This is a genomic window from Paraburkholderia tuberum STM678, from assembly GCF_902833905.1.
Classification (GTDB): Bacteria; Pseudomonadota; Gammaproteobacteria; order Burkholderiales; family Burkholderiaceae; genus Paraburkholderia; species Paraburkholderia tuberum.
The window spans coordinates 63321-75994 of sequence record NZ_CADFGP010000028.1; the positions used below are offsets into that span (position 1 = coordinate 63321).

Below are 12674 nucleotides of genomic sequence, written 5' to 3' on the forward strand. Positions count from 1 at the left end.
TCCGGAGTTCCGCATGGACGCTGCCGCCTACGACGCGTCGCCGGTGCTGATCGTCGGGGCCGGTCCCACCGGACTTGCCGCAGCGATGAGTCTCGCGCGCGCCCACGTCCCCGTGCGCCTGATCGACAAGGCGCCGCAGCCGAACCCTTACTCGCGCGCGATCGGCATTCAGGCACGTACGCTCGAACTGCTCGAGCAGCATCGGCTGGTCGAACCGTTTCTCGAGCTCGGCCATCGCGCGCGCGTGGCGAATCTGTTTTCGAACGGCATGCGGCTTGCGCAGCTCGATTTCGACCCGTTGCACACGCGCTATCCCTATCTGCTATTTCTCGACCAGTCGGTGACCGAGCGGCTCCTGACCGAGCATCTGGCGACGCTCGGCGTGAAGGTCGAGCGCGGCGTCGAGCTCGTGGCGTTCATGCAAGGCTCCGCGAGCGTTCAGGCGACCTTGCGCCGCGCGGACGGCCGCACGGAAGCCATGCGCCCGTCATATCTGATTGCGGCCGATGGCGCGCACAGTTCGATTCGCCATCGCCTCGACCTGAGCTTCGAGGGCAAGACCTTCGACCAGACCTTTCTGCTCGCCGACCTGCATGCCGAAACCGACTGGCCCGACGACGAGTTCCATATCTTCGCGTCGGGCGACGGTCTCGTCGCGCTGTTTCCGATGGGCCACGGCCGCCATCGTCTGATCGCCGATCATGCGGTCGAGCCGTCGGACAGCGCCGCGCCGCCGGCCCCCGCGATGCTCGGCGAGCCGCCGCTGGAGCGGGCGCCGGCGCCGTCGCTCGAACAATGCAAGGCGCTGATCGCGCGACGCGTGCGCGAGCGCGTCGACGTGTCGGATCTGGCGTGGTCGGCGTACTTCCACGTGAACAGCCGGATGGTCGACCGGCTGCGCGTGGGCCGTATCTTCCTCGCCGGCGATGCCGCGCACGTACACAGCCCCGCGGCCGCACAAGGCATGAACACCGGCATCCAGGAAGCGCTCAATCTCGGCTGGAAGCTCGCGCGCGTGATCGGCGGCGCGGCGCCGGATCGTCTGCTCGACACGTATCACGCCGAGCGACATCCGATCGAGCGCGAGGTGCTGCGGCAGACCGGTTTCATCACGCAGATGGCCGAGGCCGATCACGGACCGATGAAGCTGTTGCGCGAGCGCGTGATGCCGGTGCTGGCCACGTTCGGTCCGCTGCGCGATGCCGCACGCGCGACGATCAGCGAGCTGTCGATCCAGTACCGGCGCAGTCCGCTGACGCTCGAACGCGTGCTCGACGGCGGCCCGCGCGCGGGCGAGCGCGCACCCGATGCGCTCGTGCACGTCGTCGACGGTCCGCTCGGGCGCGCGCCGGGCGTCGGCTGCATTTTCGATCTGCACGATCCGGCGTTCTTCTCGTTGTTTCTGCTGTTGCCGCCGCTGCCCGTCGATGGCACGCCGCTCGATCCCGCCGCGAAACATGCACCGCCGCCGGACCCCGAAGTAGAAAAGCTCGCCGCCGAGGTCGAGCGGCTGCTGCCGAACGCGGTGCGGATCTGGCGCGTCACCGATACGAGCGGCGACGGCGGCCCGGCGTTGTCCGAATCGTATGGGCGCACGCGGCCGTCGTTTTATCTGGTGCGGCCCGACGGCTACATCAGCGCGCGCGGACGCACCGGCTCGGACCTGCACGGTCTCGTACGGCACTGCGAAGCGTGGTTTACGGTTGGGGGAGAGATATCGGAACAGGCGACGTTGTGATCGGCGCCGCCGGTTGCGTGGCATGGGCACGCACGCGGCAGCGGATCGCGCCGCCGCGCCTGGTTGATTGGGGAAACCGCCCGAGCCTAAGCCGCCGGCGCCTGGGCCAGCGCCGGCGTCAACTTTTGGCGATACCTGACGATCGCCTCGCGCGTGAAGTCCGATAGCGCGATGTCATACGTGTCCGGCGCTTCGTCGAGCGTCGCGAGCAGCGCGCGCCGCATGCGCGGCTCCCAGAAGCGGCGGATGTGTTCGGCGACGCCGGTCAGCGCTTCCTCGTGGTCAGGCATCGACTCGAAGAAGTCGCCGATCCGGTTCGCCATGTCGATCAGATTCCGATTGTCCATGGCTCGCCTCACTTGCCCGCGGTGACGGCCGCGGCCGCATTGGCCGGCTCGCGCTGCTTCAGCAGTTCGAGCTGTTCGCTATTGAAGCGCGAATAGTCCTTCTGCCATTGCGACGGCTGCTCGACCGGCATCACCTGCACCGCGGTCACCTTGTATTCGGGGCAGTTGGTCGCCCAGTCGGAGCTGTCGGTCGTGATCACGTTCGCGCCCGACTCGGGGAAGTGGAACGTCGTATAAACGACGCCCGGCTGCATCCGCTCCGTCACCTTCGCGCGCAACACGGTCTGCCCCGCGCGCGATTCGATGCCGACCCAGTCGCCGGTTTTGATGCCGCGTTCCTCGGCATCGTGCGGATGCAGTTCGAGCCGGTCTTCGTCATGCCAGCGCGAATTCTCGGTGCGGCGCGTCTGCGCGCCGACGTTGTACTGCGACAGAATGCGCCCGGTCGTCAGCAGCAACGGATACTTGCGCGTGACCTTCTCCGGCGATGCGATGAACTTCGTGATCACGAACCTGCCCTTGCCGCGCACGAAGGTGTCGACGTGCATCGTCGGCGTGCCGTCGGGTGCGTCCTCGTTGCATGGCCACTGGATGCTGCCCATTTCGTCGATCTTCTGGTACGACACGCCGTGGAAGGTCGGTGTGAGCCGCGCGATTTCGTCCATGATCTCGGACGGATGCGTGTAGTCCATCTCGTAGCCGAGCGCGCGCGACAGCAGCAGCGTGACTTCCCAGTCCGCGTAGCCGCCGAGCGGCGGCATCACCTTGCGCACGCGCGAGATGCGGCGCTCGGCATTGGTGAACGTGCCGTCCTTTTCGAGGAACGACGAGCCGGGCAGCAGCACGTGCGCGTATTTGGCGGTCTCGTTCAGGAAGATGTCCTGCACGACGATGCATTCCATCGACGACAGCGCCGCCGCCACATGATGCGTGTTCGGGTCCGACTGCACGATGTCCTCGCCCTGGCAGTAGAGGCCCATGAAGCTGCCGTCCAGCGCGGCGTCGAACATGTTGGGAATGCGCAGGCCCGGTTCCGGTTGCAGCGTGACGTTCCAGGCGTTTTCGAACTGAGTGCGAACGAGCGGATCGCTGATGTGGCGATAGCCCGGCAGCTCGTGCGGGAACGAGCCCATGTCGCACGAGCCTTGCACGTTGTTCTGGCCGCGCAGCGGATTCACGCCGACACCTTCGCGGCCGATGTTGCCGGTCGCCATCGCCAGGTTCGCGATGCCGATCACCATCGTCGAGCCTTGCGCGTGTTCGGTGACGCCCAGTCCGTAGTAGATCGCGGCGTTGCCGGCGCTCGCGTAGATGCGCGCGGCTTCGCGTACCTGTTGCGCGGGCACGCCGGTCGCCGCTTCGGTCGCTTCCGGCGAGTTCTCCGGCAGCGCGACGAAATCGCGCCACTGTTCGAACGCGCGGGTTTCGCAGCGCTCGGCCACAAACGCTTCGTCGAGCAGGCCTTCGGTGACGATCACGTGCGCGAGCGCGTTGACGATCGCGACGTTGGTGCCGGGCCGCAATTGCAGGTGATGCGACGCCTTCACGTGCGGGGTATCGACGATGTCGATCCGGCGCGGATCGACGACGATCAGCTTCGCACCCTCGCGCACGCGTCGCTTCAGACGCGAGGCGAACACCGGGTGGCCATCGGTCGGATTTGCGCCGATCACCATGATGACGTCGGCCTTATCGACCGATGCGAACGTCTGGGTGCCCGCCGATTCGCCGAGCGTCGTCTTCAGACCATAGCCGGTCGGCGAGTGGCAGACGCGCGCGCAGGTGTCGACGTTGTTGTTACCGAACGCGGCGCGCACGAGCTTCTGCACGAGGTAGGTTTCCTCGTTCGTACAGCGCGACGACGTGATGCCGCCGATCGAATCGCGCCCATGCTTCGCCTGGATGCGACGGAATTCGGATGCCGCGTACGAGATCGCTTCGTCCCAGCTGACTTCGCGCCACGGGTCGGTGATCTTCGCGCGGATCATCGGCTTTTTGATGCGGTCCTTGTGCGTCGCGTAGCCCCACGCGAAGCGGCCCTTCACGCATGCATGACCTTCGTTGGCCTGGCCGTTCTTGTGCGGCACCATCCGCACGACCTGGTTGCCCTTCATCTCTGCCTTGAACGAGCAGCCGACGCCGCAATACGCACAGGTGGTGACGACCGAGTGCTCGGGCTGGCCGAGCATCACGACGGTCTTTTCCTGCAAGGTCGCGGTCGGGCACGCGGCCACGCAGGCGCCGCACGACACGCACTCCGATTCCATGAACGGCTGGTTCTCGCTGGCCGCGACGCGAGATTCGAAGCCGCGTCCGGTGATCGTCAGCGCGTACGTACCCTGGGTTTCCTCGCACGCGCGCACGCAGCGATTGCAGACGATGCACTTCGCCGGGTCGTACGTGAAGTACGGATTCGATTCGTCCTTCTGGTCCTTCAGATGATTCGCGCCGTCGAAGCCGTAGCGCACTTCGCGCAGGCCGGTCACGCCCGCCATGTCCTGCAGTTCGCAGTCGCCGTTGGCGGGGCAGGTCAGGCAATCGAGCGGATGGTCGGAGATGTACAGCTCCATCACGTTGCGACGCAGCGACTGCAGACGGTCGGTCTGCGTGCGCACCTTCATGCCGGCTTCGACCGGCGTCGTGCACGAGGCCGGATAGCCGCGCCGTCCTTCGATTTCGACGAGACACAGGCGGCATGAGCCGAACGGTTCGAGCGAATCGGTCGCGCACAGCTTCGGCACGTTGACGCCAGCTTCAGCCGCCGCGCGCATCACCGACGTGCCCGCCGGTACGGTCACCGCCTGGCCGTCGATGTCGAGCGTCACGTCGACGTCCGAGTGGCGGGCGGGGGTGCCGTAGTCGGTGTCGTCGGCGAACGCGTTGGCGGAGCGTGCCTGGGCTTGCGACTTGCACGCGCAGTTGCCTGAGCCGCAGCCGCCCCCCAGGGGGACTTCCTTCGGGGCGCCGGCAGGGGAGTTGAACTGGTCGGACATGGTGAACTCCTGGAGTCAGGCCGCGGCCGCTTTGGTGGCGTGGTCGGCAGTGGGATCGGCGGCGAGACCGAAGTCTTCAGGGAAATGATCGAGCGCGGACAGCACCGGATAGGGCGTCATGCCGCCCATCGCGCACAGCGAGCCGGCTACCATCGTGTCGCACAGATCGCGCAGCAATTGCACCTGACGCGTCGACGTGTCGCCGTTGCGAATCCGCGCGATCACCTCGACGCCGCGCGTCGAGCCGATCCGGCACGGTGTGCATTTGCCGCACGATTCGAGCGCGCAGAAGTGCATCGCGTATTGCGCGAGCTCGGCAAGATTCGAGGTGTCGTCATGCACGACGAGACCGCCGTGGCCGATCACCGCGCCGATCGCCGCATACGCCTCGTAGTCCATCGGAATGTCCCACTGGCTTGGCGGCAGATAGGTGCCGAGCGGACCGCCGACCTGCACCGCGCGCGCCGGCCGGCCGCTCGCGGTGCCGCCGCCGAAGTCGTCGAGCAGTTGGCGCAAGGTCACGCCGAACGCGAGTTCGACGAGGCCGCCTCGCTTGATGTTGCCGGCCAGTTGGAACGGCAGCGTGCCACGCGAGCGGCCCATGCCGAAGTCTTTATAGAACGCGGCGCCGCGCGCGAAGATGATCGGCACGGTGGCGAGCGTGATCGCGTTGTTGATCACGGTGGGCTGGCCATAGAGACCCACGAGTGCGGGCACCGGCGGCTTTGCGCGGACGATGCCGCGCTTGCCTTCGAGCGATTCCAGCATCGCGGTTTCCTCGCCGCACACATACGAGCCCGCGCCTTTCGCGACGAACAGCTCGAAACGCTGCCCGCTCGAGAGCACGCTGTCGCCGAGCCAGCCGGCTGTGCGCGCACGGGCGATGGCAGCTTCGAGCGTCGCGATCGAGTGCGGGTATTCGCTGCGCACATAGATGTAGCCGACGGTCGCGCCGGTCACGACGCCGGCGATGATCATGCCTTCGATGAGCACGTACGGATCGCTTTCCATCACGAGACGATCGGAGAAGGTGCCGGAATCGCCTTCGTCGGCATTGCAGACGACGTACTTCTGCGCGGCTTTCGCGCCGCGCACCGTGCGCCACTTGATGCCGGCCGGGAAGGCTGCGCCGCCGCGGCCGCGCAGACCGGATTCGATCAGCGCTTCGCAGGCGGCATCGCCGTCGGTTTGCAGGGCGTTGCGTAGGCCTTCAAGGCCGCCGTGCGCGACGTAATCGTCGATGGACAGCGGGTCGGTGATGCCGATCCGCGCGAAGGTCAGGCGCTGCTGCTTCTTCAGATACGGAATCTCGTCGATCACGCCGACGCGCCGCGCATGCTCGCCGCCGTCGACGAAGCCCGCGTCGAACAACGCGGCGACGTCTTCCACGTCGACATTCGCATAGCCGATGCGGCCTTCGGGCGTCGCAACTTCGACGAGCGGTTCGAGCCACAGCAACCCGCGCGAACCGTTGCGGATCAGTTCGATCGCAATGCCGCGGCGCGCGGCTTCGCTGGCGATGGCTTCGGCCAGCGCATCGGCGCCGAGCGCGAGCGCCGACGAATCTCGCGGAACATAGATGCGCGTCATGCCGGCACCTCCACGCATTTGCGGGCAGCGGCGAACAGCGCGTCGAATTTTTGCGGCGACACGCGCGCGTGCAGCGTGCCGTTGAGCATCATCGCCGGCGACAGCGCGCATTGGCCGAGGCAGTACACCGATTCGAGTTCCACCGTTGCGCCGTCATCGTGACCGGCGTCGAAGCGGCATCCGGTGTGCGCCTCGATGTGCTGGGCAAGCGCCTCGGTGCCCATGCTGCGGCACGCTTCGGCGCGGCAAAGCTGCACCGTGACGGGCGCTGCAGGCGAGGTGCGAAAGTGATGGTAGTAAGTGATGACGCCGTGCACTTCCGCTCGCGACAGGTTCAGCGCGCGGGCGAGCGGTCCGACCGCCGCGGGTGGCACAAAGCCGAGTTCGTCCTGGATCGCGTGCAGGATCGTGATGAGTGTGCGGCCCGGCTGCGCGTGACGTTGCACGAGCTGATCCGGCGCCGTGGCGAGAGAATCGTCCAAAGGGGGGCTCCTCCGAAGCGATATATGCACTTGTTATTCATAATGCATGCACGTATGCTTCGCTTATTCGATATGGTATAGCCGAAAGATAGGCGGGCCGACCGGCGCGCGCAATAGGAAACGGTCAAGCATATATGGTCAGGATCGAATGTCAGGTCGAGCTGGTGGTGAAGGGCGCGGATGGCCGCGAGGCCAGCCTGTCTGACGTGGTGCCGCTGCTCGCGCTCGTCGATGAATCTGGCAGCATTGCGCAGGCCGCGGCGCTTAAGGGTTTGTCCTATCGGCACGCATGGGGCTTGCTGCGCAGCATCGAGGAGCGGTTTGGTGGTCCTCTGATCGCGAAAGAGCGTGGGCGCGGCTCGGTGTTGTCCGACCTCGGTCACGCGGTGCTGCGCGGGCAGCGGCTCTGCGGCGAGCGGCTCGACGGCAATTTGCAGGCGCTCGCGAGCGAAGTGGCGAGCGATCTGAACCGCTGGCTTGCGCCCCCCGCCGATGACGTGCGCATCCACGCGTCGCACGGTTACGCGGTGGCCGCGCTTGTCACGGCGCTGGTCGCCAACGATCTGCCGGTCGAGATCAAGTACCGCGACAGCGCCGAGGCGGTTAGTGCGCTCGCGCGCGGCGAGTGCGATCTGGCGGGCTTTCATCTGCCGCTCGGCGAGTTCCGCGCGGTGTGCGCCGATACCTACCGGCGCTGGTTCGATCCGCAACGCCATGTGCTCGTGCATCTGACCCGACGCAAGCAGGGTCTGTTCATCGGCAAGGGCAATCCGAAGCGGATCGGCGGGCTCGCCGATCTGGCGCGCGACGACATCCGTTTCGTCAACCGCCAGCCGGGCTCGGGTACGCGGATGGTGCTCGATCTCGCGCTGCGACAGGTCGGTGTGGACCCGGACCGCGTCAACGGCTATGCGTCGACCGAGCTGACGCACTCGGCGATCGCTGCGTTCGTCGCGAGCGGCATGGCGGACATAGGCTTCGGCGTCGAACCGGCCGCGCATCATTTCGGGCTCGACTTCATTCCGATCGTCGACGAGGACTATTACTTCGCGTGCGATCGCGCGCACCTCTGTCGCGCGCCGCTCGCGACGGTGATCAACCTGTTGCGCGGCAGCGCGTTTCATCAACGCGTCGAGCAGCTCGCCGGCTACGATCCGTGCGACTGCGGCAGGCTCGTCGATCTGGACGAGGGGCTCGGCGGCGCGCTCGCGTAACGGCGGAGTAAGAGCCTGTAACCAGAAAAGCGGTGGCGCTCGGCGTGCGCGGCTGCGTAGCGCGCCGGTTTCGGCTACTCTCTTGGCTTCGTATCCGCCTTTACCGCGCGCCAAGCCGCGCTGAACCGACATGAAAGCTCTTCTCCATGCATGTGCCGCCGCTGCCGCGGCTGGTGTGCTCTGTGCCACCGTCTCCGTCGCTTACGCGCAAAATTCGCCTGGCGTGCCGGGTGGCATCCTGACCGACGAATTCCGCATTAACGAGCATCCGCAGATGCCGTTCGCCGCGTCCGCCCCGTCGGACAAGTATCAGCACGGCCGACGTTCGCAGGCGCGCAAGCGCGGCGATATGGGCGATCCGAATGGCTGCAATCTGCAGTGCCCGAAAGACGAATAAGAATTGGCTCGGGCTTCGCTCGAGCTTCGAGGTTTGACGCAACGCCGGCCCTTGGGTCGGCGTTGTGCTTTGTGGCGGGGGCGATGGCGGCCCAGTTGCCGGCCGGAGTGGCTTCTTATGGCCTGGCGATGTGCCAGATTTCCTTGAAGCCGTCCCCCTTTGCATCGCCCGCCTGCTTGTCGGTCGGCGCCGCCGTGGCCGCCGGCCAGTTGCTCATGCAGCCGCCGGTGCAGGCGCTGACGCCGGGCGTGGTGTCCTTGTCGAACGTGTAGAGCGTCATGCCGTCGGCGGTGACGAAGCGGCCGTCGGACAGTTTGGGCGGAAGGCACCGGCGTGTAGCACGGCGAGTGCGAGCGGGGCCAGCAGAGCGATGGTCTTGCGCATGACGCAGGCTCCTGTTTTGGCGGCGTGGTTGACGAGTGACGACTCGCTTCGAGCTACGAGTCTAGGCAGCGGCCGCGGATTTACCGGGGCGTGTTGGCGTCCCCGCTGAGTGAAGGGGAGACGTGTGGCCGGCCCGCAAAGCGTCGCGGACGGTGCCGAAAATAAAAAACCCCGGCAGCGTTACGCTACCGGGGTTTTTTGGGGCCGTTCATCGCGAACGTTCCAGGTATTTGGTGGAGGCGGCGGGAATCGAACCCGCGTCCAGAAGTCCTCTACGACCAGTTCTACATGTTTAGTTCTGTCTTTTGATTTAACCGCAGCGACGCGGACGAACACGCTGCGCTACGGCGATTCACTAAATTTTCGACCCGGACGTCGTGACGCCGCCAAGGCTTAACTGACGTATATGACCTCTGTCGGTATTGCTACCGGTCTTGCGACACTAGCCCGTCAGTGAACTAGGCAGAGGACGGCGGCCCTTAGGCTGCCAGTGCGAACGTATCGTCGTTTGCAGTTACGTTTTTCCCATTGATTAACGAGGTGACGGGTCCTCGACATGCCCTAGCCGCTTCGCAACCCCTGTCGAAACCAGGTCGCCCCCGCGGTTCGTTGCTCACATATGTGAGCCAAAGGAGATTTTACAATAGATCGAGGGCCGCGTCGTGCGTCTTTGGTGGCTGCTGAATGGTGCAACATGGCTAACAGGAGTGCGGGACGGGCCCTTCAGCCGATCTGTCTGACTTTGTCAGCCGATGTCGCGCAGCAGGGTTTGCAACTCGGCCGTCGATTCTACGACGTGTTGCGCGTGCCACCGGGTCGGCGGAATGTCGTTGCCGCAATAGCCGTACGCCGCGGCGACGGTCTTCATGCCGGCGGCAAAACCGGCCTGCACGTCGCGCAGATCGTCGCCGATATAGACGACGCGCTCCGGCGCGATGTCCAGCTCACGCGCCGCGTGCAGCAACGGCGCGGGGTGCGGCTTCGAATGCGGGGTCGTGTCGCCGCTCACCACGCAGCCGGCGCGCTCCTCGAGCCCGAGTTGCGCGACGAGCGGCTCGGTGAGCCGCGCGACCTTGTTCGTGACGATGCCCCAGCGCACGCCGCGCGCGTCGAGTTCGTCGAGCACTTCCGCGATACCCGGAAAGAGCGTCGTCTCGATGCACAGATCTGCTTCGTAGTTCGCGAGAAACTCCTCGCGCATCGATGCGAATTCGTGATGATCGGGCCCGATGCCGAACGCCCCGCAGATCAGTCCGCGCGCTCCGGCTGAAGCCAGCGGGCGCAGCTTCTCGAGCGGCACCATCTTGAGCCCCCGGTCGTGGCGCATCTTGTTGACGGCGGCCGCGAGGTCGGGCGCCGTGTCGGCAAGCGTGCCGTCGAGGTCGAAAAGCACGGCGAGGCAAAAGCCGAGCGTGTCGTCGTTGTCTTCGCGTTGCGGCAGGGGAGTCGGGTCGCTCATTGTTCGTTTTGGATACGGCGGATCGGGGCGGTTCGGGTAATTCAGGCGTCGCGGCGACAGGCGAGCATATAGTTGACGCTCGTGTCGGACGACAGCGCGAAAAGCTTGCTGAGCGGGTTGTACACGATGCCCTTGATGTCCGCCGTGCGCAGTTCGGCGGCGCGCACGAAGCCGGCGAGCTCCGACGGGCGGATGAAGCGCGCGTAGTCGTGCGTTCCCATCGGCAGCATTCGCGCGATGTATTCGGCGCCGATCACCGCGAACAGATACGACTTGACATTGCGGTTCAGCGTGGAGAAAAACACCCAGCCGCCCGGCTTCACGAGATTCTTGCAGGCCTCGACGATCGCGGCCGGCCTGGGCACGTGCTCGAGCATTTCCATGCAGGTGACCACGTCATAGGTGCCCGGTTCGCGTGCGGCCAGCGCCTCAGCCGCGATTTCTTCGTAATCGACGGTTACACCGCTTTCAAGACTGTGAAGATCGGCGACACCGAGTGCCTGCGTCGACAGATCGATGCCCTTCACATGAGCGCCCAAACCTGCCATCGATTCCGACAGGATGCCGCCGCCGCAGCCGATATCGAGCACATTTTTGCCGGCGAGATGGGCGTGGGCGTCGATCCAGCTTAGACGAATCGGATTCAGTTCGTGCAGCGGCTTGAATTCGGCGTTCGGGTCCCACCAACGATGCGCGAGGTCGCTGAATTTCTGTAGTTCGTGAGGATCGGCGTTGGTCATGGTGAAGGCTGCCTCGATGAAAGCGGTGAGCGGACGCTCGAGGATAAACCCTGAGTATATAGGGCGAGAGAAAGAGCGGCAAAAGCGCGTCGGGTAGCGGGCGCTGATGCAAGCTGCGAGCCGCTGGTAGCTGAGCGGGACCCTCCTGCGTCGCGCATCACGCCAGGCCGCGGTACCCGCGCATAAAAAAAGCCCCGCCGAAGCGGGGCTTTCGATACTGCGGTAATTTTCCAGCTTACTGCTTCGGCGTACCGACAACTTCGACTTCCACGCGGCGGTCCGGTGCGAGGCAGGCGATGAGTTGCTTGCGGTTCTTCTGGTTGCAACCGGTGGTAACCGGGTTGCGCGGACCCTTGCCTTCCGTATAGATACGGTTGGCTTCGACGCCCTTGCTGACCAGGAAGGCCTTCACAGCTTGAGCACGACGCAGCGACAGACGGTCGTTGTAGGCGACGGAACCGATACGGTCGGTGTGGCCCGTAGCGACGACGACTTCGAGGTTGATGCCCTGGATCTTCGATGCCAGTTCGCTCAGACGTTCCTTGCCGGCCGGCTTCAGGATTGCCTTGTCGAAGTCGAACAGCGCATCAGCTTGATACGTAATCTTTTCGCTGGAGATAGCCGGAGGCGGAGGGACCGGTGCCGGCGGGGTCGGAGCCTGAGCAACCAGAGCGCCGTCGCACTTGGCGTTAGCCGTTGCGGGCGTCCAGAATGCATCGCGCCAGCAAAGCTCGTTCGTGCCGTTCATCCACACGTATTCGCCAGTACCATTCACCCAGTTGTCGTTGGTAGCTTGTCGCGACGCCGGCACCGACTGCGCCATGGCGGATGCAGCCATAACTGCGGTAGCTGCAATGAACGCGAGCTTTGAAAGTTTATTCATATTTCTCCTCTCGAAATTGAGATTACCGCAGGTTTACTGCGAGCCTGTTGACGAAGACCAGTCATACATTGCTCGAAGTATAACATTGGTGCGGAACAAAAACCGTTTGTGTAGACTTCGAGCAGTGTCTGACTCTTTGTGCGTTGGCATTTTGCCATATCGTTCCCTTCCGACGAAAAAAAAATCCGCCCCCGATCAAATCCCCCTCCAATTGTGGTGCATGCGCAACAAATGTTTTCGTCTGAGCGGTCCGCCGGCTCTGGCTGAGCGGCGAATTGGTCCCATGCAGGAATCGAGCCTGACGAGACTGAAATTGTGCGATCGGCGAGGTGTTGGCGGGTGGCCCTCTAATATGTATACGTACCTTCGTCGGGCGTGGATTCGTGGCATGTTAGAATCGCGTGATGCGTTGCGCCTGCAATGCTTACGCGAAGAAGCGGCGAAACC

11 protein-coding genes and 1 other RNA gene are annotated in these 12674 nt (G+C 64.9%); 3 read left to right on the plus strand and 9 right to left on the minus strand.

Going from position 1 to position 12674, the window contains the following annotated elements; translation table 11 throughout:
- Window positions 1-13 precede the first annotated feature (13 nt).
- A complete protein-coding gene (locus tag HWY30_RS23520) occupies window positions 14-1738 on the plus strand; it encodes an FAD-dependent monooxygenase (RefSeq protein WP_090801344.1) in 1725 nt (574 codons plus the stop codon).
- A gap of 86 nt (window positions 1739-1824) precedes the next feature.
- On the opposite strand, the gene HWY30_RS23525 is transcribed toward HWY30_RS23520, so the two are convergent.
- Genes HWY30_RS23525 through HWY30_RS23540 form a run of 4 tightly spaced genes read right to left on the minus strand, consistent with a single transcriptional unit; the run spans window position 1825 to window position 7150 of the window.
- Window positions 1825-2085, minus strand: a complete 261-nt coding sequence (locus HWY30_RS23525) for a formate dehydrogenase subunit delta (protein ID WP_090801343.1) — start codon at window positions 2083-2085, stop codon at window positions 1825-1827.
- A gap of 8 nt (window positions 2086-2093) precedes the next feature.
- Window positions 2094-5078 carry a formate dehydrogenase subunit alpha gene (gene fdhF / locus HWY30_RS23530; protein ID WP_090801341.1) on the minus strand — a complete coding sequence of 995 codons (2985 nt, stop codon included), beginning with the start codon at window positions 5076-5078 and terminating at the stop codon, window positions 2094-2096.
- Window positions 5079-5093: 15 nt separating this feature from the next.
- Complete coding sequence (locus HWY30_RS23535) at window positions 5094-6668, minus strand: formate dehydrogenase beta subunit (protein ID WP_090805417.1); 1575 nt, start codon at window positions 6666-6668, stop codon at window positions 5094-5096.
- The gene (locus tag HWY30_RS23540; protein WP_090801339.1) at window positions 6665-7150 is read right to left on the minus strand and encodes an NAD(P)H-dependent oxidoreductase subunit E; all 486 of its coding nucleotides are present in this window, start codon (window positions 7148-7150) and stop codon (window positions 6665-6667) included. The genes HWY30_RS23535 and HWY30_RS23540 overlap by 4 nt, the downstream gene beginning before the upstream one ends.
- Window positions 7151-7284: 134 nt before the next feature.
- On the opposite strand from HWY30_RS23540, the gene HWY30_RS23545 reads away from it, so the two are divergent.
- Together HWY30_RS23545 and HWY30_RS23550 are read left to right on the plus strand one after the other, a co-directional pair.
- On the plus strand, window positions 7285-8364 hold the full coding sequence (locus HWY30_RS23545; protein WP_090801337.1) for a substrate-binding domain-containing protein: 1080 nt from the start codon (window positions 7285-7287) through the stop codon (window positions 8362-8364).
- A 130-nt stretch (window positions 8365-8494) separates the two neighbouring features.
- Window positions 8495-8761, plus strand: coding sequence for a hypothetical protein (locus HWY30_RS23550; RefSeq protein WP_018421395.1), 267 nt, complete (start codon window positions 8495-8497; stop codon window positions 8759-8761).
- Between the two features lie 115 nt (window positions 8762-8876).
- On the opposite strand, the gene HWY30_RS23555 is transcribed toward HWY30_RS23550, so the two are convergent.
- The 5 genes from HWY30_RS23555 to ompA all read right to left on the minus strand — a co-directional run bounded on the left by HWY30_RS23555 (window position 8877) and on the right by ompA (window position 12227).
- Window positions 8877-9074, minus strand: coding sequence for a COG4315 family predicted lipoprotein (locus HWY30_RS23555; protein ID WP_425199396.1), 198 nt, complete (start codon window positions 9072-9074; stop codon window positions 8877-8879).
- A gap of 302 nt (window positions 9075-9376) precedes the next feature.
- Window positions 9377-9746, minus strand: a transfer-messenger RNA (tmRNA) gene (ssrA, locus tag HWY30_RS23560).
- Between the two features lie 144 nt (window positions 9747-9890).
- Entirely contained in the window at window positions 9891-10604 is a 714-nt protein-coding gene (gene gph / locus HWY30_RS23565; protein ID WP_090801335.1) for a phosphoglycolate phosphatase, read from the minus strand.
- Window positions 10605-10645: 41 nt separating this feature from the next.
- Window positions 10646-11344: a bifunctional 2-polyprenyl-6-hydroxyphenol methylase/3-demethylubiquinol 3-O-methyltransferase UbiG gene (ubiG, locus tag HWY30_RS23570; protein WP_090801333.1), complete on the minus strand. Its 699-nt coding sequence runs from the start codon at window positions 11342-11344 to the stop codon at window positions 10646-10648.
- A 235-nt stretch (window positions 11345-11579) separates the two neighbouring features.
- A complete protein-coding gene (gene ompA, locus HWY30_RS23575) occupies window positions 11580-12227 on the minus strand; it encodes an outer membrane protein OmpA (RefSeq protein WP_090801331.1) in 648 nt (215 codons plus the stop codon).
- Window positions 12228-12674: the final 447 nt, after the last annotated feature.

Excerpts from the sequence above, each read along its gene's own strand:
- HWY30_RS23520 (WP_090801344.1), top strand. The coding sequence starts at position 14 with ATGGACGCTGCCGCCTACGACGCGTCGCCGGTGCTGATCGTCGGGGCC.
- HWY30_RS23525 (WP_090801343.1), bottom strand. The coding sequence starts at position 2,085 with ATGGACAATCGGAATCTGATCGACATGGCGAACCGGATCGGCGACTTC.
- fdhF (WP_090801341.1), bottom strand. The coding sequence starts at position 5,078 with ATGTCCGACCAGTTCAACTCCCCTGCCGGCGCCCCGAAGGAAGTCCCC.
- HWY30_RS23535 (WP_090805417.1), bottom strand. The coding sequence starts at position 6,668 with ATGACGCGCATCTATGTTCCGCGAGATTCGTCGGCGCTCGCGCTCGGC.
- HWY30_RS23545 (WP_090801337.1), top strand. The coding sequence starts at position 7,285 with ATGGTCAGGATCGAATGTCAGGTCGAGCTGGTGGTGAAGGGCGCGGAT.
- HWY30_RS23550 (WP_018421395.1), top strand. The coding sequence starts at position 8,495 with ATGAAAGCTCTTCTCCATGCATGTGCCGCCGCTGCCGCGGCTGGTGTG.
- gph (WP_090801335.1), bottom strand. The coding sequence starts at position 10,604 with ATGAGCGACCCGACTCCCCTGCCGCAACGCGAAGACAACGACGACACG.
- ubiG (WP_090801333.1), bottom strand. The coding sequence starts at position 11,344 with ATGACCAACGCCGATCCTCACGAACTACAGAAATTCAGCGACCTCGCG.
- ompA (WP_090801331.1), bottom strand. The coding sequence starts at position 12,227 with ATGAATAAACTTTCAAAGCTCGCGTTCATTGCAGCTACCGCAGTTATG.